Annotated in this window: 18 protein-coding genes; 6 read left to right on the top strand and 12 right to left on the bottom strand. The window is 63.9% G+C overall.

Going from position 1 to position 20,453, the window contains the following annotated elements:
- Positions 1-48: 48 nt before the first annotated feature.
- Genes ligD through FTO74_RS12575 form a run of 3 tightly spaced genes read right to left on the bottom strand, consistent with a single transcriptional unit; the run spans position 49 to position 4,522 of the window.
- Complete coding sequence (gene ligD, locus FTO74_RS12585) at positions 49-945, bottom strand: non-homologous end-joining DNA ligase (protein WP_255462237.1); 897 nt, start codon at positions 943-945, stop codon at positions 49-51.
- Positions 946-994: 49 nt separating this feature from the next.
- Positions 995-1,777, bottom strand: a complete 783-nt coding sequence (locus tag FTO74_RS12580; protein WP_255462236.1) for a fumarylacetoacetate hydrolase family protein — start codon at positions 1,775-1,777, stop codon at positions 995-997.
- A 30-nt stretch (positions 1,778-1,807) separates the two neighbouring features.
- Positions 1,808-4,522 carry a PIG-L family deacetylase gene (locus tag FTO74_RS12575; RefSeq protein WP_162538463.1) on the bottom strand — a complete coding sequence of 905 codons (2,715 nt, stop codon included), beginning with the start codon at positions 4,520-4,522 and terminating at the stop codon, positions 1,808-1,810.
- An 85-nt stretch (positions 4,523-4,607) separates the two neighbouring features.
- Here FTO74_RS12575 and msrP point away from each other — a divergent pair, with 85 nt between their 5' ends.
- Positions 4,608-5,552: a protein-methionine-sulfoxide reductase catalytic subunit MsrP gene (msrP, locus tag FTO74_RS12570; protein ID WP_162538462.1), complete on the top strand. Its 945-nt coding sequence runs from the start codon at positions 4,608-4,610 to the stop codon at positions 5,550-5,552.
- Here msrP and FTO74_RS12565 read toward each other — a convergent pair.
- On the bottom strand, positions 5,546-6,022 hold the full coding sequence (locus tag FTO74_RS12565; protein ID WP_162538461.1) for a hypothetical protein: 477 nt from the start codon (positions 6,020-6,022) through the stop codon (positions 5,546-5,548). The genes msrP and FTO74_RS12565 overlap by 7 nt on opposite strands.
- Before the next feature lie 136 nt (positions 6,023-6,158).
- Here FTO74_RS12565 and FTO74_RS12560 point away from each other — a divergent pair, with 136 nt between their 5' ends.
- Positions 6,159-6,857 (top strand): protein-methionine-sulfoxide reductase heme-binding subunit MsrQ, encoded by a 699-nt coding sequence (locus FTO74_RS12560; RefSeq protein ID WP_162538460.1) that lies wholly within the window; start codon positions 6,159-6,161, stop codon positions 6,855-6,857.
- 81 nt (positions 6,858-6,938) lie between these two features.
- A complete protein-coding gene (locus FTO74_RS12555) occupies positions 6,939-8,417 on the top strand; it encodes an RNB domain-containing ribonuclease (protein WP_162538459.1) in 1,479 nt (492 codons plus the stop codon).
- Positions 8,418-8,530: 113 nt separating this feature from the next.
- Here FTO74_RS12555 and hpt read toward each other — a convergent pair whose 3' ends face one another.
- Positions 8,531-9,109, bottom strand: coding sequence for a hypoxanthine phosphoribosyltransferase (gene hpt, locus FTO74_RS12550; RefSeq protein WP_255462235.1), 579 nt, complete (start codon positions 9,107-9,109; stop codon positions 8,531-8,533).
- Between the two features lie 99 nt (positions 9,110-9,208).
- Here hpt and FTO74_RS12545 point away from each other — a divergent pair, with 99 nt between their 5' ends.
- The gene (locus FTO74_RS12545) at positions 9,209-10,072 is read left to right on the top strand and encodes a prolipoprotein diacylglyceryl transferase family protein (protein ID WP_162538458.1); all 864 of its coding nucleotides are present in this window, start codon (positions 9,209-9,211) and stop codon (positions 10,070-10,072) included.
- A 173-nt stretch (positions 10,073-10,245) separates the two neighbouring features.
- Complete coding sequence (locus FTO74_RS12540) at positions 10,246-11,454, top strand: glycosyltransferase family 4 protein (protein WP_162538457.1); 1,209 nt, start codon at positions 10,246-10,248, stop codon at positions 11,452-11,454.
- A 10-nt stretch (positions 11,455-11,464) separates the two neighbouring features.
- Here the strand turns inward: FTO74_RS12540 and FTO74_RS12535 are convergent, their stop codons facing one another.
- The 4 genes from FTO74_RS12535 to FTO74_RS12520 all read right to left on the bottom strand — a co-directional run bounded on the left by FTO74_RS12535 (position 11,465) and on the right by FTO74_RS12520 (position 14,795).
- A complete protein-coding gene (locus FTO74_RS12535; RefSeq protein ID WP_162538456.1) occupies positions 11,465-12,151 on the bottom strand; it encodes a M48 family metallopeptidase in 687 nt (228 codons plus the stop codon).
- 260 nt (positions 12,152-12,411) lie between these two features.
- Entirely contained in the window at positions 12,412-12,951 is a 540-nt protein-coding gene (locus FTO74_RS12530) for a hypothetical protein (protein ID WP_255462234.1), read from the bottom strand.
- Entirely contained in the window at positions 12,948-13,403 is a 456-nt protein-coding gene (locus tag FTO74_RS12525; RefSeq protein ID WP_162538455.1) for a hypothetical protein, read from the bottom strand. Before FTO74_RS12525 ends, FTO74_RS12530 begins: the two co-directional genes overlap by 4 nt.
- A gap of 69 nt (positions 13,404-13,472) precedes the next feature.
- The gene (locus FTO74_RS12520) at positions 13,473-14,795 is read right to left on the bottom strand and encodes a tetratricopeptide repeat protein (protein ID WP_255462233.1); all 1,323 of its coding nucleotides are present in this window, start codon (positions 14,793-14,795) and stop codon (positions 13,473-13,475) included.
- A gap of 402 nt (positions 14,796-15,197) precedes the next feature.
- On the opposite strand from FTO74_RS12520, the gene FTO74_RS12515 reads away from it, so the two are divergent.
- The gene (locus FTO74_RS12515) at positions 15,198-15,545 is read left to right on the top strand and encodes a hypothetical protein (protein WP_162538453.1); all 348 of its coding nucleotides are present in this window, start codon (positions 15,198-15,200) and stop codon (positions 15,543-15,545) included.
- 55 nt (positions 15,546-15,600) lie between these two features.
- Here FTO74_RS12515 and uvrA read toward each other — a convergent pair whose 3' ends face one another.
- The 3 genes from uvrA to lspA form a co-directional block, all read right to left on the bottom strand.
- Positions 15,601-18,576 (bottom strand): excinuclease ABC subunit UvrA, encoded by a 2,976-nt coding sequence (gene uvrA / locus FTO74_RS12510; protein ID WP_162538452.1) that lies wholly within the window; start codon positions 18,574-18,576, stop codon positions 15,601-15,603.
- 41 nt (positions 18,577-18,617) lie between these two features.
- Positions 18,618-19,778 carry an acyltransferase gene (locus FTO74_RS12505; RefSeq protein WP_255462232.1) on the bottom strand — a complete coding sequence of 387 codons (1,161 nt, stop codon included), beginning with the start codon at positions 19,776-19,778 and terminating at the stop codon, positions 18,618-18,620.
- A 126-nt stretch (positions 19,779-19,904) separates the two neighbouring features.
- Entirely contained in the window at positions 19,905-20,438 is a 534-nt protein-coding gene (lspA, locus tag FTO74_RS12500; RefSeq protein ID WP_162538451.1) for a signal peptidase II, read from the bottom strand.
- Between the last annotated feature and the right edge of the window lie 15 nt (positions 20,439-20,453).

The following is a 20,453-nucleotide window of genomic DNA, read 5'->3' as shown; positions in this document are numbered from 1 at the left end:
ACGCGGGCTTTAGCCCCCGAGGTATGCTTTCTTACCCACCTGCAATCCCTACGCCTGCATCCCCAAAGCCTTCCTTGCCTTCGGACTCACCCTCTGCTTCACCGCAAAGAACTCCTCCCACGCGTCCTCCACCAAACGTCCCCGCCACTCCGCAAAGCCGCCCACCCGATACACCGGCCGTTCCTTCACCTTCAACTCCGACCAATCGAGCGGCATCGCCACCCCCACATAAGCCCGCGCCCGTGGCGAGTACGGAGCCACCGCCGTAGCCCCGCGTTCATTCCTCAGATAATCCAGATAAATCTTCCCCACCCGAGCGGCCTTGGTCATCTTCGTCAGGTACAGCTCTGGATTCCCGCGCTCCATCTCGAGCACCAGCCGATGGCAAAAATCCTTCACCTCCGGCCACTCCATCTCGGCCACGATGGGCACCACCACATGCAGCCCCTTGCCTCCGGTCGTCTTCACAAAGCTCCGCAGCCCCAGCGCTTCGAGCCGCTCCTTCGCATCTTCCGCAGCCCCGGCCAGTTCCACCCAACTCAAAGCCTCATCCGGATCGAGATCGAAGATCAACCGATCTGCCCTCTCGAGATTCTTCGCCAGCGATCCCCACGGATGCACCTCCATCACGCTCATCTGCGCCAGCGAGGCGATGGCCTCCCGCGTATTTGCCGCGATGTACTCCTCCACCGTGCCCGTCTTCTTATCGGGCACGGCGACGGAGTCAAAGCCATCCGGCATCATCGCGGTCTTATGCTTCTGATAAAACTGCGGCTCGCCGATCCCATCCGGCACCCGCACCAGGCTGATCGCCCGCCCCTTCAGGTGCGGCAGCATCTTCTCGGACACGGCCCAGTAGTAGTCGGCCAGCCCCTGCTTTGTCAGGCCCGACGCCTCGTCCAGCACCTTATCCGGATGCGTCAGCCGCACTGGAGCCTTTGCCATCGTCTTCACCATGCACCTCGTGCCGTCCTCAGAGAACGGCACGAGGTGCCTACTCGAACTGGAGCATCACCCGGCCCACGGTGGAGAAGCGCACATCCACGCTTGACCCAGCCTCGGCCTGGGTGACGCCCGTCCAGCTTCCGGTCGTGATCCACTGCCCAGCCTTCAGCCCGCCCGTGCGTGCGGCGGCCTCGTTGGCCAGCCAGGGCAGCAGCCGCTTCAGGTCGCCCGCTGTATTTGATCCAGTGCGCTCTACCCGCACGACCCCATCCACAGCCAGCGTCACATGCTCCTGCTTGAAGTCGACCGACTGCCAGTCCGGATACGCCGGACCATACACAAACCCGCCGTGAATCTGGATATCGGCCAGCATCGACATCCGTACCGCCTTGTTCGGATCGGCCAGTCCGGAGTCCAGAACCTCAATGGCCGGGTGGCAGCTCTCAATCGCCGCCTCGACTTCCTCGCGTGTGTACGGCGTGGCCCGCGCGGGCAGATCCTCGCCCAGCAGAAAGGCGATCTCCGCTTCCAGCCCGCGATACCGATATCCCTTCAGCAGGCTTTCACTCGCGGCGATCCAGTTCGTCGGCATCGGCGCGAAGATCGGCACGCCGTCCGCTGTGGGCGAGCCCACCTTCCATCCGCCCACTTCGCCATAGGCTTCGGCCATCGTATCCTGCACGAAGTAAGCCTCCTCGAGCGTGGTTGGTTGCAGGTTCACCGGAAGGTCGGCGAGGACCTCCTTCGTCCGTCGTGCATCCAGCAGCAGATTCGCTGCCTCGATCAACTCCGCCTCACGCGCTCCACTCAACTCGATCATCATGCCTCCCATGTGCCTCAACAGTGTGCCTCAACCGAGGCATTATTGTCCTGCGGGAGCCTTGCCCAGGCTCAACAGGTTCGCAAATAGCCGGTACGCGCCGGGCACACCCTCGGGCAGTTGCCGGTAAAGCGCCAGCGCACAGTACACCCACGTTCCCTGACCCGTCCGGGCCACCAGTAGTCCGCCGCGCTGCGGGTCCTGGTCCGGGTCGTGGACCTCGAGCGGAGCCTCGTACTTCGCATCCCACGTCCCCATAAAGCCGTGGCCCCACTCCTCTACCCAGCCCTTGAAGTCCGCCGGTCCGAGCCGGTTCGGCCACGCCAGCACCGTGCTCGCGGGCTTCAGCAGAGTCATCGGATCGGTCTCGACCACCACCTTCTCTTCCGTCCCCAGAGCCATCGGATACGGAGCGGTCGCGGCATCGAAACCGCCCGTCACGTACTGCACAATCACCGTGCCGCCGTCCTTTGCAAACGCCAACAGCCCCGCACTGCCCGCCCCGCGCAGCTCCGGGTGCGCCGCGTACGCCCGCACACCGAGCACCACGGCATCGTACCCGGCCAGCTTGCCCGCAACCACGTCGGCGACGGAGAGCATCGTTACCTTCACTCCCAGGTTCTCGAGCGACGCCGCCACCGCATCGCCGGTTCCGGCCAGGTAGCCCACCCGCAGCCCCGGAGCCACCTTCACATCCACGCCCTGCGCACGGTAGACGGCTGGCCGGTATAGGTTCGTCCGCACCAGCTCCCCATAGCCGACGCTGCGATAGCCCTCGCGGTAGGTCTTGCCGCCCGCCTCGGCCACCGCCGTCAGGGTGTACTCCTTACCCGCCTCCAGCTTCATCGGAGTCACCACAAAGGGCACCGAAACCTCCTTGCCCTCGGCCAGCGAGACCTTCGCCACCGCTGGCTCCGACGCCCAGCCCGAGGGTAGCTCCAGCCGAACCGTGCCCTCTATGTCGCCCGTGGTGCCAGCCACCCGCGTCGTCAGAGTAAACCTCTTCTCCCCCAGCGGAATGATCCCCGCCGCCGGAGACATTGCCACCGAGACCGCCGGAACGACCTTCTCGGGCATCGTCGGCACAGAGCTGGAGACCACCGTCTTCACCTCAACCAACGCGCCGCCATAGGCGAAGTGAACCGTTGCCGTCATCGGATACGGCGTCATCGCCGCGTTCCGCAGCGACATATCCGACAGGTCATAAACCGCCTGCTCCATGTTGGGCCGCGAGAAGTAGGGCCGCGTCCCGGCTGCATCCTCCGGCACCTTTAGTGCAGCCCTGCCGGTAGCTCCCGCAAAGGTAAACCGCACCGGCTGCCCTGCGCCCGCGAAGCTCCCCGACAGCCACGCATCCTCAACCTTCGCCCCCCCACTGACCTTCAGCGCGACCTGCACCTGACTCCCCGGCAACACGTCCCGCGTCTGCTCGACCGAAGCTTCCGCCGTCACTCCCAAAGCCAGCGCCAGCGCATCATTGAACTGCACCCGCTTCACCCGCAGCTCGTGCAGTACATTCTCCTTCTCCGCTGCTGGCAGAGCACTCTTCTCCACCGAGCCGATCAGCCCATCCAGCGCCTTCAACCCCTCGCTCAGCCCCGGCGCACTCTTCTCCGGAGCCGCCTTGGAGAACGCCGCAGCCGCCTTAGCCGCATCCCCATCAATCCCCACCAGCGCCGCCTTCAGCGCACCCGTATCCGAAGGAGCCAGCGCCGCGATCCCCGCCAGCGTCACGTCGATTCCATCGAAGAAGCTCTTCTCCTCATCCTTCACCGGAATTCGCGATCCATACCGCGTATACCCCACATCGAATGCCCCACCCGGAGCCGAACGCATATCCCCCATCTGCGTCTTCTGGAGCGCCAGCCCCCGTCGCGCAAACTGGAGATACGTCATCCCCAACGCCGGGCTCATCTCGCCCTCGTGTACGACGACGTTCTCCACCGGCAGGTCGGTCGTCCACTTCTTCGTCACGTAGTTGTAGAACCGCGTCGGAGCTATCTTGCCCGTCGCATAGTCGAACATCCCCTCTTTGGTCACCCGCGCAAACGGCACCCGCGCATACACCTTCACCGGAGCCCACGGTGCCAGCCCCATCTCGGGAAAGACCTTCGGATCAGCCGCCGCCGTAAAGACTTCCTGCGCCATCTGCCCAGCCACCTGGTGGTGACCATGCCCGTCCGTCACGCCGCCCACGAAGACGCTCGCGACTACCAGCGGCCTGTAGAGCCGCACCGCCCGCACCGCGTCGTAGAGCACGCGGTCGTACCCCCACTGCGCCAGCGTCTCCTCCTTCGTCTTCGAAAAGCCGAAGTCCACCACCGTGCCGAACATCTGGTCGACGCCCGTATATCGCCCCTCCGCCAGCAGCTCCTGCGTGCGGATCAGCCCCAGCGCGTCGTTGAAGTCGGCCGACATTACATTCTGGCCGCCCTCGCCGCGGTTCAGCGTCAGCATCCCCACCCGCGCGCCCTGCCCACGCGATTCGTACGTCAGCATCCCGCTGTCCTCATCGTCCGGGTGCGCGACGATCAGCATCAGGCTGGCCCGCGTCCGCAGCTTGGGCAGTAACTGCTCGAGCGCCGCCGCGCCCTGGTTGATCGGCAGCGGCACATACCCGCCCAAGACCCGCACCTGCTCGCCGCTTAGCCCTGTCGGGTCAACCTTTATACCTGCCTGCCCCCATGCGGGAACGACACCCAAACCCAGAGCGACCGCGACCACCCAATCACGCCTGCGAAACCCAAACTTTCCCATGCACCTAAATCTCTCATATTCGCCCCAGATTCTGTCACCGAATCCGCCCGCCGTAGTCTAATCAGCAGTAAGGGAAGGGAACGACATGCTCCTCCGCACCAACAAAACCAAGATAGCCTCCTCCGAGATCACGCCGGAGTCCGCCTTCCGCAATCGCCGCCAGTTCCTGACCTCGGCGGCCACGCTCGGTGCCGGAGCCATCGCCTCCAGCCTGCTGCCCGCTTCTGCCTTCGCCGATGCGCTCACGACCTTCCCCAGCAAGTACACCCTGCCCGACGCCCTGACCCCCATCGGCAAGGCCGCTGCCTACAATAACTTCTACGAGTTCGGCACGGAGAAGTCCGACCCCGCGCACAACGCCCATACCCTCCAGGTCCGACCCTGGACGATCCAGGTCGCGGGCCTGGTCAAGAAGCCCCTGACTGTCGGCATCGACGATCTGCTCCACTACCGGCCCATCGAGTCCCGTGTCTACCGCCACCGCTGCGTCGAGGCCTGGTCGATGGTCATCCCCTGGGATGGCTACTCGCTCTCCGAGTTCATCAACTTCTGCAATCCGCTGCCCAGCGCCAAGTACGTCCAGTTCATCTCCAACATCAACCGCAAGCAGATGCCCGACCTGCCCAGCGAGTACAACTGGCCCTACTCCGAGGGCCTGCGCATGGACGAGGCCATGCACCCGCTGGCGCTGCTCTGCTTCGGCTGCTACGGCCAGACGCTGCCCAACCAGAATGGCGCTCCGGTCCGCGTGGTGCTGCCCTGGAAGTGGGGTTACAAGTCCGCCAAATCCATCGTCAAGATCGTATTCACGGATAAGCAGCCGCGCACGCTCTGGAACGACCTGATGCCCGAGGAGTACGGCTTCTACTCCAACGTGAACCCCAACATCAGCCACCGCTGGAGCCAGGCCCACGAGCGCCGCATCGACTCCAGCCTGCTGCCCCACACCATCCCCACGCAGATGTTCAACGGCTACGGCAACGAGGTGGCCAGCCTGTACAACGGCATGGACCTGAAGAGGTACTACTGATTCGGTACATAGTGGAGCTTGTGGCGAGAATATCGTTCGACGAAGTCGAAGCTAAACGAGTTCAGTGGCACCCTTTTTGACGTCTCTGTGCCGGACGCTAAGGTCAGCCAGCCCCAGATATTGAACTTTGTATCCGCTGATTCGTTCTTCACAACCTCGATTCCGATCTTCCCGAAAGACTTTTCATCCAGCGCCACAGCTCCGGGCTTCGCGCTGGCTTCCAAGCTTGTCGTCCATGAAGGATCGTCATCGACTGCTACCTTCCATCCGGTTGGGATTTCCTCAACGCTGTAGAACACTCCTGCAACCATATGCAATTCGAAGCCGATGATCCGGGCCCCCTTTGGAACCTGGAGCGGCTTTAGATAAAGCTCCCCATGTGGCTGTGGCATAGCTGGCTCTTGAGCGACCGCTACGCTGCACCAAAGATGGAAGAGTAAGAGTAGAGCAAAACTCGCGGTTCTCTTCATGGTCGGTATTGTCTTTCCTCCTGCTCTCCTGATGGCTTTGAAATCTCATCTCTTTGACCCTCGGTGCATATTGATCGTTTAAGCGTTACGCGGGATTTTCGTCAACTCAATCCTCCCCACGATAAACTCACAAAAGATGCCGACCCGCCTCATCCCTTACCTCAAGATCCTCGTCCATCTCCTCTGCCTTGCGCCGTTTTTATATCTACTGAACACCTACCGCACCGGCGCGATCGCCAACGAGGCCGACCCGGTCAACTCCATGACCCACTTCACCGGCGACTGGGCGCTCTGGATCCTCCTGGTCTCGCTGGCGATCACACCTCTCCGCCGCCTACACCCGGCGCTCTCGAACCTCATCCGCTTCCGCCGCCTCGTTGGCCTCTACGCCTTCTTCTACGCGACGCTCCACCTCGCCATCTACGTCTTCCTCTTCTCCGGCTACGACATCCAGAGCGCCATTGCAGGCGTGCAGGCTGGCCACATGGGGGAGATCGTCAACCAGTTCAAGATCATCTGGCCCAGCATCCTCGAAGACCTCGGCAAGCGCCGCTTCATCCAGGTTGGGCTGCTCTCGTGGACCATCCTGCTGGCGCTCACGCTCACCAGCCCGATGGTGGTGCTACGCAAGATGGGCGGCAAGAACTGGCAGCGGCTGCACCGTCTGGTCTACGTGGCCGCCATCGCCGCCTGCGTCCACTACTGGTGGCTGGTCAAGGCGGGTGTCCGCGCACCGCTGCCCGATAGCCTCATCCTGACGGTGCTGCTGCTTGCTCGGCTTGGATGGGTCTACCTCAAGGGGCGGCGTACAAAAGCAACGGCAAAAGCGTCCTGACGCCGGACGGGCGGCACTTCGTGCGGTACTGGACGCTTCGCGTGTTTCTTCGATAACGCCAACGTGCTAACCTCTCCACGAATGCACGCCCATCTGCCTCCCTCCTTTGACCTGGCCGCCTCGGCCACCGCCGAGATGATCCGCGAAGGCTTCCACATCGGTGAGCTGCCCGGCTCCGAAGCCCAACTCGCCCAGATCCGAGCCAGTCTCGAAGCTCCAGCGCCCGGCCTCCACGACCTCCGCCACCTCCTCTGGTCCTCCATCGACAACGACACCTCCCGCGACCTCGACCAGCTCGAGTACGCCGAGCGCACTGCGAAGGGAATCCGCGTGCTGGTCGCCATCGCCGACGTCGCCTCCGCCGTCCTGAAGGACACGCCGCTCGACGCCGCCGCCCGCGCCCAGACCCAGACCGTCTACACCGCTGTCCACAACTTCCCCATGTTGCCGCTGGAGCTATCCACGGACCTGACCTCGCTGAACGAGCACCAGGACCGCCGCGCCATCGTCTGTGAGTTCACGGTCGACTCCAGGGGAGCCATCGTCTCCCCGGCCATCTACGCCGCGCTCGTCCGCAACCAGGCCCAGCTCGCCTACTCGACCCTCGGCCCGTGGCTCGAAGGTCGCCCGCGTGAGGACGGACGCATCGAGCACAAGGTATTTACAATCATCGGTTTATCAGATCAATTGAAACTTCAAGATGAAGCTGCCCAGCTTCTCCGCGCCCAGCGCATCGCCCTCGGAGCCCTCGACTTCAACCGCACCGAAGCCGATCCCGTCGTCATCGACGGCAAGGTCCAGTCGATCCAGGCCGTGCAGCAGAACCGCGCCTCCGACCTCATCGCCGGTTTTATGATCGCCGCCAACGAGACCATGGCCCGCACCCTCCGTGCCTCGGGGCGGTCGTCCATCCGCCGCGTCGTCCGCTCGCCGGAGCGCTGGTCGCGCATCGTCACCCTGGTCGCGGCCAAGGGCACCCAGCTTCCCGACACGCCCGACTCCGCCGCGCTCAACACCTTCCTGCAAGCCCAGCGCGCCGCCGACCCCATCCACTACCCCGATCTCTCGCTGGCCATCATCAAGCTCATGGGTCCCGGTGAGTACGTGCTCTCCATCGGCGGCGCGGAGGAGGCTCCCGGCCACTTCGGACTGGCCGCTCTGGACTATACCCACTCCACCGCTCCCAACCGCCGCTTCGCCGACCTCGTTACCCAGCGCATCGTCCACGCCATGCTGGCCGACACGCCGCCGCCCTACACCGACGACGAGCTGGCCGCCATCGCGCAGCACTGCAACGACCGTGACACCGCCGCGCGCAAGGTGGAGAGGGCGATGCAGAAGCGGGTAGCCGCGGTGGCGCTCGAGTCCGAGATCGGCCGCCACTTCGAGGGCGTCATCACCGGGGCCAATCCTAAGGGAACGTTTGTGCGGGTCTTCAATCCGCCGGTCGAGGGCATGGTCACTCGCGGAGCCGAGGGGCTCGACGTAGGAGATACGGTAACGGTGACTCTGGCCAGCACGGACCCAGTCCACGCGTTTATCGACTTTACCCACCCTTGATGCACTTCGTGCGGTCCTGGGGGCAGCATGGGAAGGGAAATAGCATAAGGCCTCCCGCTGGTTGGCAGCGGGAGGCCCGTGGGAAAGAACGAGAGCTTGCAGCTAACAAGCTATCAATGTCCAGCCAACTCTTCGGGGAAGAGGCGGATGTCGGGCAGATTGCGGTAGTGCTCGGCGTAGTCCATGCCGTAGCCGATGACGAAGCGGTTGGGGATCTGGAAGGCGACGTAGTCGGCCTCGATGGGCACCAGGCGGCGCTCAGCCTTGTCGAGACAGGTGGCGATCTTGAGCGAGGCGGGCTTGTGCTGAAGCATCAGGCCGCGCAGATAGCTCAGGGTCAGGCCGGTATCGAGGATGTCCTCGACCAGGATGACGTGCTTGCCCTCGATAGGATTGTCGATGTCCTTGATGAGCTTGACGGCTCCCGAGGAGACGCGGGCGCGGCCGTAGCTGGAGACGGCGACGAAGTCGAAGCTGTTATCGACCTTGATGGCGCGGGCCAGGTCCGAGAGGAAGATGGCCGCGCCCTTGAGCACGCCGATGAGCAGAACGGACTGTCCGGCGTACTCGCGGCTGATCTGGTCGCCGAGCGCCTGGACGCGGTCTGCGATCTGCTGGCGGGTGAAGAGGATCTCCATGGGGTCGGCGGAGGGAAACTGGGCGTCGTTGCTGGGCGTCGTGCTGGAGGACATAGAGTCTTAGGGTAGCGCGTTTCGGCGGAGGGGAAAAGGGCAGGCTGGGGGAACGGTATACTTTGGTGTGGGCCTTCTGAGTCGGCCCGTGCGAGGCGTATGTATCCCTATCTGAATATCGGTCCGCTGCATCTGGGCACGTTCGGGCTGTTGCTGTGGCTGGCCGCGGTGGCGGCGACCGTGATGCTGCACCGCAGCTTTACCCGCGATGGGGTGGATGGCGATGCGCTGAACATCGTCGCGATGGTGGTGATCGCAGGCGTCATCGGCGCCAAGACCTGGCACGAGCTACAGAGCCCGAAGGAGCTGGCCGCGGCCATGCACCTGATCGTACGGTCGGCGCAGGGCAGGCCGGTGCAGGTTGTCATCGGTTTTCTGCACTGGTTTCAGGCCGGGTTCGCCTGGTTTGGCGGGATGCTCGCGGGCATCGGCATGTTGATGTGGCAGGGCAGTGCGACGAAGCCGAACGGGATGACCGGGCTGCGTGCGTCGGCGCGGATGCTGGACCTGGCGGCTCCGGCGGCGGCCATTGGCTACGGTGTGGGGCGGCTGGGATGCCTGACCAGCGGCGACGGCGACTACGGCCGGAACACGACCTCGCACTTTTGGGGCGTACACATGAGCAGGGAGGCGCTGGTGCCGGTGAATCCGCCGGACGCGCTGGTTCTGCCGACTCCGCTATGGGAGTTCGGGATCGCGATGGTGTTCGCGTGGGTGCTGTGGCGGCTGGCGGGCAGGCCGCGTCCTCTGGGCTGGCTGACGGGCCTGTACCTGGTGCTGAGCGGCGTGGCCCGGTTCCTGGTGGAGTTCGAGCGCATCAACCCCCGGTTGTACTGGGGCATGAGCAACGCTCAGGTGGCGGCGCTGGGCAGTGTGGCTGCCGGGGTCATTGTGATGATAGTGGTGCGGGGCCGGGCCAAGGTGGGCGGGCCGGTGGTGGCGGTGCAGTCGGTTACAGCGTGAAGAAGATGTCGTCTGGATCTCTGCCGCACATCTTAGTGAAAACAGGTCTATGAGACCATAGACGAAATTAGCCAGGTCGCCTCCAGTCCGGTCTCCTTCCGTACAGATGCCTCGAGCCTCTATGTGCAGGAATCGACTCAGGAGAAGAGGAGACCGGCAAGGAGAAGGCATCAGTGGGAGTGAATGAGGCTGGAGTGTCGCAGGTGCAGAGCCGTACGCGGCTGGCAATCGTCGTTTCGCATCCGATTCAGCACTTCTGCCCGATGTATCGGGATATCGCCGCAGACGGCCGGGTGGATCTGCTGGTGATCTTCGCCGAGGCGGGCGCGGCTCCGAAGTTCGACCCCGGTTTCGGGAAGGTGATCCACTGGCAGGCCGATCTGCTGGAGGGTTTCAATCACACGGTGCTGTCGGATGCAAAGCCGGAAGAGCGGCCGAAGGCGGTGCTCGCGGAGCTGAAACGGTTTTCGCCGGATGTGGTGTACGTGCACGGCTACGCGCTGCCGTATCTGCGGGCGACGATGCGTTGGGCCAAGGGTGCCGGGATCCCCGTGCTGATGACGACCGACAGCGAGCTGCTGCACCCGCGGCCCTGGTATATCGAGGCGGTCAAGCGGGTGGTGCTGCCGTGGACGCTGAAGAGCGTCGATCTCTTTCTGACGGTCGGCGACGAGAACGAGCGCTACTTCGCACATTACGGTGTCGACCGCGAGCGGTTTCACCGGGTGTCGTTCTCGATCGACAGCAAATACTACGAAAAGACGCTGGTACGGCGAGACGAGGCGCGCCGCGAGGTGCGGGAGCGGCTGGGGATTCCAACCGACGCGATGGTGGTGTTGACCGTCGGCAAGATGATTCCGCGCAAGGAGCAGGCCGATCTGGTGCGGGCGTTTCTGGCGCTGGAAAAGTCGGGATATCGCTCGGCAGTGCTGCTGATCGCGGGCGACGGCGCGCTACGGCCGCAGATGGAAGAGCTGGCCAAGCCGCTGGGCGAGGCGGTGAAGATGCCGGGGTTTGTCGGGGTCGATCAGCTACCGGAGTTTTACGTGGCCTCGGATGTATATGCGCATCCGTCCACGTACGATCCGCACCCGCTGGCCATCAGCGAGGCTCTGTACTGCAGCCTGCCGGTGGTGGCTTCGGACCAGATCGGCAGCGTGGGTGCGACCGACGACGTGCAGGCGGGGCGCAACGGATGGGTCTATAAGACGGGCGATATCGGCGAGCTGACGACGATTCTGGCCAGGCTGATCGACCAGCCCGAGATGCGCAGGAACGCGGGCAAGGAGTCCAAACAACTGGGGAATCTTCACGCGTCGGACTACTGTGCGAAGAAGTTTGTGGATGGGGCGTTGCTGGCCCTCTCGCGCAAGCGGCGATAGGGCGGAGAGATCAGAGCCGCTTGAGGTAGGCCTTGGCCTCTTCCAGTTCGGGGAAGAGCTTCTCTTCGGCCTGGAACTCGCGTGAGTGGACACAGCGGCGTCCGGCTTTGACGCGGACGGGATGCTTCAGGTGGAGCATCTCGTGGTACAGCAGGTACTCGATGGCGCAGCGCGGGGTGTCGGGCCGGTCGAAGACGCGGCTGACGACGATGGTGTTGTGGGCTGCGTCGTAGTGGCCCAGCATACGGCGCGCGGCATGGGCGCTCCAGGTGAGCGTGGGGCGGCCCATCAGGCCGTGGAAGAAGCGCGTGTTCAGGGTCTCGAAGACCTCGTCGAGATCGTAGTAGTGACCGACGGGGGTGGAGATATTCTTGCGTCCGCGGGTCTGGCGGATATGCTCGGCCTGCTTGCTGACGACGTCGGAGGAGACGTAGCGGCGGTAGCGGTCGGCGTGCGCGGGCGCGATGGGTTTGCGGTAGAGCTTGGCCAGCAGGATGTGCGCGATGGCGCGGTGGACGGACTCGGGCGAGGCTTCGAGCAGGTCGGAGAGGCGCACCAATAGCTTGCCTTCGCGCAGGCGGATGGTGGTGTTGAGCGAGGTGAAGCGGCGGAAGCGGATGTCGAGCGGGGGGATGGGAGCCCGGGGACGGAGTTCGCGGTACTCCTGCTCGAAGATCGGGATCAACAGGGCTGACACGTTATCTTCAAGGTTAACATGGCCGCATGGATTGCGGTTGATACGCGAAGCGTCCAAGACCCCACGAAGTGGTGCCTGCCCGGCATGAGGGCGCTGTTGCCTGTTTTCTTGGTTGTCATTCAGGAGCGAAGCGGAGGAATCTGCTTCTGCCTTTGCGGTTGCTTCTTGGGTGGGTCTAGGCTTCAGCCCAGACACCAAAACTTGCCACTGATGTGGGCTTTAGCTCCCGAGGTATGCTTTCTTCTCCCATCCTCACTCGGCTAACGCGGCTCTTCGCTACGGCCGTCGCCATCCTTCGAAGGAGGATGCTGGGCAAACCAGCTCTTCTGCTCCTCGATCAGGCGAGAGGCATCTTCCCGCACATCGTGAAGGGCCTCGAGCGCGAGTCGGCGCGGGACGGTGTAGGCATCGTTCTCAGGCGGCGTGCGCAGCGTGGTGGCCCAGCGTTCGGCGGCTTTCAGAAGCTTCGGTAGAGCCTTGCGAAGGTCGCGATGGTGCGGGCCGTAGTCGTCGAGGTTATCTTCCAACTCGTCCAGAATATCGCTGAACTGGGTGTAGAGGTCGTGCAGATCCTCCTCGCGGCCGGGCTTGCGCGGGCCGTTGCTCAGCTTTTGGATCGCATCGGCTCGCTCGTCGAGAAACGATACGAAGACGAGGACGCGTTCGCTGGGGAAGTAGGCCGCATCGCGCAACTTCTCGACTTCTTTATCGCTGAGGCTTGACTCGCGCTCCTGCGCGTGGCCGCAAGGAGCGAGCAGAGCCGCGGCAAGCAACAGGGCAAAGCCACGGCGGGAGATCAATGCTGGAAGACCTGCGTGAGCAGCTCTTCGTTGACCCGGTCGAGCTGCGCCAGTGTGGCCTGTAGCGCGGGCCTGTCGTCGCTCGAGGCCAGGTGCAGGCACTGCCCGAGGCGGTGCGTGGTGGTTTGCATCAGCATCTCGGTCTCGCGGAGGCGGCGGGTGTCGCGGGCCAGCGCCAGGTGGATTAGCTCGGCGTAGTGCTGCACCTGCTTCAGCACGGCGGCAGCCTCTTCGGTCTCGCCCTCAGCGAGCCTGCGTCCGGCGATCTCGGTCATGATGTGGACGATTTGTGTATAGAGATAGCACTGCTCGCGCGGCCGGGCGGTGCGGGCCTCATCTTCAAGCTGCGCGAGCAGGGCGGGGTGGTCGATGGCGTCTTCAGGCTTGACGGCGGCGGACACCGGCAGGCTTGAAGCGAGCAAAGCAAAGACAAGAACGACGCGGAAGCGCATGAGAGCACCTGCCTGGTTCTGTCACTCCCGGCTGGCGGCTTCTTCCGGGATGACGCCGGAGCGTGCGGTTCAATGCTGTAGAGCTACAAGCCGGTGGCGCGCCTGGAACTCCTGATCGGGGAGCTTGCCGTTCGCCAGCGCCAGGAATCGTTTGTAAGCCTCGATGGCCTCTTTCCGCTGACGAAGCTTGTCATGGGAGATGGCCTCGAGGAAGAGCGACGAGGGCGATGGTGGCAACACAGTAGCACGAACCGTAAGTGCCTGCAAGCAGGCTGCGGGGTCGTTGTTCTCGGACGCCGCGAAGGCCAGATGGCTGGCGGCGGAGCCGAGATCGGCGGGTGTGTGGAAGAGCGCGGGCTGGGCCACGATGCGCTGGAGAATGGCCTGGGCGTCGGCGTTACGGCCCGTGTGGATAAGCGCGTCGGCGTGGTCGTCGGCCAGGACGGCGTCCTGCGGGGACTGGGCGGAGAGCGCCGCCAGCAGAGGCTCGGCCTTAGCGTAGTCGCCACCCTCGGCGTAGAGGTCGGCGAGGAGGCGGTTGACGGCGGTGTCGTCAGGGTGAGCGGCGTGGAGCTGCTCGACCAGAGGCAGGGCCTGCGCGGACTTGCCCTCGGAGGCGTAGAGCGTGGCGAGCTGCACGGTGAGCGTGCTGTCGCCGGGGTGCTCGGCCAGCGCGGCGGTCAGCAGCGGCTCGGCTTCGGCGGATTTCTTCTGCTGGATGAGCAGGTGCGCCAGCCCGGCGGTGGCAGCCGGGTCGTTGGGCACGGCGGCGAGGCTGCGGCGGTAAGCCTGCTCAGCGGCGAGCTGGCCGTTGCTGGCGTGGGCCGCCAGCTCTGCGCTCAGCTCGGTGTCCTGCGGGGTCTCGGGAGTGAGTTTCAGGGCCTCAAGCAGCTCGTCGCGAGCTGCGGCGGGGGCTGTGGCCACGTCGAGACGAGCGAGGGCGCGGTAGGCGCGGGCTCGCAGCGGCTTGTCCTCCTCCTTGTCGTCCTTCAGCGCTACGGCTTCGAGCAGTTCCTTGTGCGCTGCCTCGGTGTGGCCGGTACGGGCCAGCATCAGACCCAGGCCGACGCGCGGCTCGAGGTAGGCAGGGTCGTCCGCGATGGACTGGCGGTAGCTGGCCTCGGCGGGGGAGTTCTGGTCGAGCGCGTCCTGCGAGATGGCGAGGTCGAAGAGCAGGTGGGCGTCCTTGGGGCTGGCCTCGGCGAGCGGCGTCAGCAGCTTGAGAGCGCGTGGGTAATCGGCGGCCTCGAGTGCGGCGTTGGCCTCGGTGAGGCGATCGCTGGCGGCCTTGGCTTTGGCGTCGGCCTGGGCCTGCTCTTCGCCGACGAAGATCTGGGCGGGCAGGGCGGGGGAGAACCGCAGCAATGCCACGACTGCAAGGGCCTTGGGCAACCAACCCGCACGGGAAACAGGCCCTGACTTACACTGCACCATCTTGTACCTCATCCTTAACCGCAACGTCATGAGACGCGAACAGAAGCGTCATGTAACTAGCCTAGTCTCATATCTGGATTTGAGCATCGTTTCACTGCTTTCGAGCATCAAATCCGACCTGCTTTTTTCGACGTAAGTGTCAATGTTTTGTGAATCTTCCGTAAGGGGTTCCAGGCACTTGTCAAACGTGAAAAGAGGGGTCTATATTCAACAACGCTGCCTGAAGTCATGCAGCGTTTAGAGTGCAACGAAGCCCTCCGGGCCAGCCCGCGAGGATCGCCATAACGCAGTATCAACCACGACCCTGCTACACAGTAAGACCCTGCAGCTCGAGTCGCAGTAGAAACATCGGAGCTTCAAATGATGAACCGCAAACAGATTGTTCTTCCCCTTATCGCTGCTGTAAGCCTCGTCCTCCCCGTAGCTGCCACTGCTCAGAATGGCTTTGCCAGCAACACCCAACAGACGACCCAGCAGGGCAAGAAGATCAAGCCCGTAAAATTCACCCTTCAGAACAAGAGCGCATCGACGTTGGAGCTGAAGAGCGGCGATGAGCCGGTCACGCTCGCCGCGGGCGAGTCCAAGGTCATGCAGGCCCCGGCTGGCACCCGCATCGTAACTGCTTCGGAGTCTTCGCGTGGAGCGGCTGGCACCGTTGTTGCCCAGATCTCAGGCGACATGAATGGTTCGACGATCGACCTCCACTAAGCAACCTGAGAGTTGCTGGAATCGGCGGAGAGCAATGTGCTCTCCGCCGAACTGCTTAAGCATTCTGCTCTGCGAGCAGCGGAGCCAGCCAGTGGCCTGTGTGGCTCGCGGGGTTCGCGGCGATCTCCTCCGGCGTACCCACCGCGACGATCTGGCCGCCGCCACTTCCACCTTCGGGACCCATGTCCACGATCCAGTCCGCCGATTTGATGACGTCGAGGTTGTGCTCGATGACCAGCAGCGAGCCACCGCCGTCGATCAGCTTGCGGAAGGCCGTGAGCAGCTTGGCCACGTCATCGAAGTGCAGGCCGGTGGTGGGCTCATCGAGGATGTAAAGCGTGCGGCTGGCGGCTCGTTTGGCGGCCTCGTTGACTGCGCCTCGGTTGGAGATGGAGCGGGCCGTCGCAAGGTGTGAGGCGAGCTTGACGCGCTGGGCCTCGCCGCCCGAGAGCGTGGTGGCGGACTGGCCCAGGCGAACGTAGCTGAGGCCCACCTCATCAAGTACATGCAGCTTGTCGATGATCTTGGGGTGACCGGAGAAGTAGACCAGAGCCTCCTTGACCGTCATGTTCAGCACGTCGTGAATGTTCTTGTTTTTGTACTTCACGTCGAGGATGGAAGATTTGTAACGCGTACCGTTACATTCTTCGCAGGGCAGCTCGATGTCGGCCAGAAACTGCATCTCGACCGTGACGGTTCCGTCGCCCTCGCAGACGTCGCAGCGTCCGCCGGGGACGTTGAAGGAGAAGCTTCCGGCGGTCAACTGCTTGCGCTTGGAGTCGGGCTGCGCGGCGAAGAGCGCGCGGATATCGTCGAAGGCCTTGATATATGTAACCGGATTTGATCTTGGCGTGCGGCCGATGGGCGACTGGTCCACAAGGATGACTTCGTTGAGGTGCTGGGTGCCCGAGAGTTCGCGGTAGAGGCCCGTGGAATCGCCCCCTTCTGACTGTCCCAGAGACTGTTGCAGAGCGCGGTAGAGCACCTGGTGGACAATGGTCGACTTGCCCGAGCCGGAGACGCCGGTGACGCAGCAGAGCAGGTTCAGCGGGATGTCGAGATCGACCCCGCGCAGGTTGTGGATGCGCGCGCCGTTGAGGCGGATGTGCTCGCGGCCCGGTTCGCGGCGATAGCGCGGAACCGGGATGGTGAGTCGGCCCGAGAGGTACTTGCCGGTGATGCTGTTGGGGTTGGCCATTACCTCGGCCACAGTGCCCGCGGCGAGGAGCTGGCCACCCAGCTCACCGGCTCCGGGGCCGAGGTCGAGCAGGTAGTCGGCGGCGCGGATGACATCGGGATCGTGCTCGACGACGAGGATGGTGTTGCCGAGGTCGCGCAGCTCTTCCATGATGTGGATGAGCTTGGCGGTGTCGCGTGTGTGCAGGCCGATGGAGGGCTCGTCCAGCACGTACAGAGCGCCTACGAGGCGCGACCCTAAGGACGTTGCGAGCTGGATGCGCTGGGCCTCGCCGCCCGAGAGCGTGCTGGCCAGGCGGTCGAGCGTGAGGTAGTCGAGCCCGACCTGGTGCAGGAAGTGCGTACGCTGGCGCACCTCTTCGAGGATTTTGCCTGCGATCTCGAGCTGTGACGGGGAGAGTTCGAGGGCGTCGAAGAACTCGCTGGCCGCGGTGATGGTAAGGGCGCTGATCTCGCAGATGTTGCGGCCGTTGAGCAGGACGGCGCGGGCCTCGGCGCGCAGGCGGGTGCCGCGGCAGTCGGGGCAGAGCGCGTAGCCGCGGTACTTCGAGAGGAAGACGCGGACGTGCAGCTTGTATTTTTTGCGGTCGAGGTCGCGGAAGAAGCCTCGGATGCCCATGAACGAACCAGCCCCGTCGTCGATGAGGCGCTGCTGTTCGGCGGTCAGGTCGTACCAGGGCTTGTTGGTGGGAATGCCGTTGGCGCGCGCGAAGCGGATCAGTTCGGCGTGCATGGGGCGGTACTTGCCCGTGGCCCAGGGAGCGATGGCGTTGTCGGCGAGCGACTTCGTCTTGTCGGGGACGATGAGGTTGGGGTCGAAGTCGATGGTGTTGCCGAAGCCCTGGCAGCGCGGGCAGGCGCCGAAGGGGTTGTTGAAGGAGAAGAGGCGCGGCTCCGGCTCGCGGTAGGCGCGGTGGCAGGTGGTGCACTCGAAGGCGGAGGAGAAGCGTAGCTTTTCGGCGGCTTCGTCGCCGCGCGGCAGCGTGTGGAACTGGATCTCTCCGGCCTCGCGGTAACCGGTCTCGATGGCGTCGACGAGGCGGCTGCGGACTTCTGCGGACAGGGCAAGGCGGTCGATCAGGACGAAGATCGGCTGCTCGAAGTTCAGCTCCAGCAGGGACTCGGGGGTGGAGAACTCGACGATGTTTCCGACCTGATAGAGGCGGTTGTAGCCGCGTCGGCGCAGCTCTACGAGGCGATCCTTGAGGGCGTCGGTCAGGGTGGCTGCGGCGATGTTGGTCGTCGGCTTCTTTGCGGTTTTGGCGGCCTTCTTCGCTGGCTTGGCGGGGGCCTCGGCGCTCTCGACCGTCTGCATGGGCTCGAGCTTGATCTCGGCGCGGACGATGGGGAAGAGGGCGTAGGTGCGGGTGCCCTCGGGCAGCGCCAGCAGCGTGGAGACGATCTCGTCCACGGTGTCGCGCTTGACGATGCCGCCGCAGTGCAGGCAGGTGACGGTGCCGCAGCGCGCGTAGAGCAGGCGCAGGTAGTCGTAGATCTCGGTCGCGGTGGCGACGGTCGAGCGCGGGTTGCGCGTCTGGTTCTTCTGCTTGATGGCGATGGCCGGGGCGAGGCCGTCCATGTGGTCCACGTCGGGCTTCTCGATGCGCTCGAGGAACTGGCGGGCGTAGGCGGAGAGCGACTCGACGTAGCGACGCTGGCCCTCGGCGTAGACCGTGTCGAAGGCCAGCGACGACTTGCCCGAACCGGATACGCCCGAGACGACGGTGAGGGCGTTGTGCGGGATGTCGACGTCGATGCCCTTGAGATTATGGGTGCGCGCGCCGCGAATGGTGATCTGCTGGATGCGTTCCGGAGGAAGATTCGGTTCAGTCATGGCCAATCTCTATTGTCGGATACATCGGCGGCAAAGGCCAGTTAGGGCGTCTGTGACATGGAGCCGACGCCGCCGGGACGTAGTTCCGAGGGGACGGGTGAGCCGCGTAGGAGGCGATTTGCGGGTTCCGTGACGAGGCGCGAGAGCAGGTAGCCCAGAAGCGCAGATAGCAGCACTGTTCCCACGACCCAAAGGGCGACCGGTCCACGGTGCCGGGAGAGGAAGAACGAGAGTACGCCCATCACTACGAAATCGTGGGATAGATAAATCTCGTAGCTGTAGCGTCCGAACCAGCGCAGCGGGGCCGTCCAGCGCCAGCCCTTCGCGTTGCGCAGGACGCTGCCGAGCATGATGAGGCATACTCCGAAGCCCAGGATAGTTACGTCTGTTCCAGAGCGGGCCATCGCTCGCTTTACGTGCCAGCCGAGGATGATTCTCGGCCAATCCCACACCACGATGAACGCGGTGAGAAGTGTCCCAAGAAGTTGCCAATAGAGCGGCCAGCGGGAGCGGGAGAAGCGGCCAGTCTTCGCTAGATGGGCTGTAAGCAAGCCGAAGAGGCAGCCTAGAGCGACGTTGTCGATGTTGCCCAGGTAGGACTGATAGAGCCAGATCTCGTTGCTGCTGTACCAGGGCGTTCGGGCGAAGGGGCCGAAGAGAATGAGGCCGCAAAGAAGGATGAGAAATAAGGGGCGGGACCAGCGTTGACGTAGCAGAACGATGCAGACCACGGGGAAGAGCAGGTAGAACATCTCCTCGACTGAGAGCGACCAGAGGACCGTCCAGGGTGGCGGCAAAAAGCCGTGTGCGGCCTCGAACCAGTTGAGGTGGAAGGTGAGGGCGGCGAAGATCGCCTGCCGCAGAGTGCCGGTGTTGGGTGGGATCCAAAAATTGGGCGCGCCAGTTAAATGGCAGACGCTTAGGACTAGCAATAGTACTGCCAGCAAGGGGAAGATGCGGGCGAAGCGTATGCGGTAGAACGTTCCGAGGCGAAGTTCAGCCAGGCTGCCGAAGCGGCGGATCGAGATGAAGGTGATGAGGAAGCCGGAGATGGCGAAGAACGCCGAGACGCCATTGCCGCCCTGGCTGAAGACGACGTAGCGGAGCCAGCGCGGGAGGCTCTCTCCAACTTTGGAGCCGTGGGAGGATAACCAGAGGCTCGCGTGAAGGAGCACCACGCCGAGGGTCGAGAGGCCACGCAAAAGGTCAATGGTGTCGAAGCGAGGGGCCGTCGGTTTCAGGGATGGCCCCTCGCTTTCGTGAGTCGCAAATCTCAATCGTCACCTCGCAGGCAGTGGCAAAACGAAAGACGTGCGGCTCTGTTGGCGTTACTCCTGCGTTGCGGGCTGGCCGCGGAAGATCTCGAGCAGCAGCAGGCACGCGCCGGTGACGATGGCGGAGTCGGCTACGTTGAAGTCCGGCCAGTTGTAGTGGTAGATCTTTACCGCCAGAAAGTCGATGACGTAGGAGTAGTGGATGCGGTCGTAGAGGTTGCCGAGCGCGCCCGCGAGGATGAGCGTCAGGGCGACGGAGGTGGTGGATAGCTCGCGCCCGGCGCGCCAGAGCAGGCCCAGCACCACCACCACGGCCACGATCGAGAAGCCGATCAGGATGTCGCGGACCACCAGCGACGACATCGACTCGGCGAAGAGCGAGAAGGCCGCGCCGGTGTTGAGCACGTGCGAGATGCGGAAGACGCCGGGGATCACGGTGATCCAGTGGCTCTGCAAGATGTGATGCTCGACCCACAGCTTGGTGAGGCGGTCGAGCAGGAGGATGAAGACCGTCAGGACCAGCAGCATGGGACGCGCGTCGCGGTGCCGGTGCTGCTGGTCGGGAGTGGTGAAGGACGTGTCGGACATGTGAGGCTGTACTCC

Source organism: Granulicella sp. WH15, assembly GCF_009914315.1.
Lineage (GTDB): Bacteria > Acidobacteriota > Terriglobia > Terriglobales > Acidobacteriaceae > Edaphobacter.
This window is presented reverse-complemented; position numbering and strand designations above follow the sequence as displayed.

Coding starts and splice junctions, on each gene's coding strand:
- ligD (WP_255462237.1), bottom strand. CDS start 945: ATGGCAAAGGCTCCAGTGCGGCTGACGCATCCGGATAAGGTGCTGGAC.
- FTO74_RS12580 (WP_255462236.1), bottom strand. CDS start 1,777: ATGGGAGGCATGATGATCGAGTTGAGTGGAGCGCGTGAGGCGGAGTTG.
- FTO74_RS12575 (WP_162538463.1), bottom strand. CDS start 4,522: ATGGGAAAGTTTGGGTTTCGCAGGCGTGATTGGGTGGTCGCGGTCGCT.
- msrP (WP_162538462.1), top strand. CDS start 4,608: ATGCTCCTCCGCACCAACAAAACCAAGATAGCCTCCTCCGAGATCACG.
- FTO74_RS12565 (WP_162538461.1), bottom strand. CDS start 6,022: ATGAAGAGAACCGCGAGTTTTGCTCTACTCTTACTCTTCCATCTTTGG.
- FTO74_RS12560 (WP_162538460.1), top strand. CDS start 6,159: ATGCCGACCCGCCTCATCCCTTACCTCAAGATCCTCGTCCATCTCCTC.
- FTO74_RS12555 (WP_162538459.1), top strand. CDS start 6,939: ATGCACGCCCATCTGCCTCCCTCCTTTGACCTGGCCGCCTCGGCCACC.
- hpt (WP_255462235.1), bottom strand. CDS start 9,109: ATGTCCTCCAGCACGACGCCCAGCAACGACGCCCAGTTTCCCTCCGCC.
- FTO74_RS12545 (WP_162538458.1), top strand. CDS start 9,209: ATGTATCCCTATCTGAATATCGGTCCGCTGCATCTGGGCACGTTCGGG.
- FTO74_RS12525 (WP_162538455.1), bottom strand. CDS start 13,403: ATGCGCTTCCGCGTCGTTCTTGTCTTTGCTTTGCTCGCTTCAAGCCTG.
- FTO74_RS12515 (WP_162538453.1), top strand. CDS start 15,198: ATGATGAACCGCAAACAGATTGTTCTTCCCCTTATCGCTGCTGTAAGC.
- uvrA (WP_162538452.1), bottom strand. CDS start 18,576: ATGACTGAACCGAATCTTCCTCCGGAACGCATCCAGCAGATCACCATT.
- lspA (WP_162538451.1), bottom strand. CDS start 20,438: ATGTCCGACACGTCCTTCACCACTCCCGACCAGCAGCACCGGCACCGC.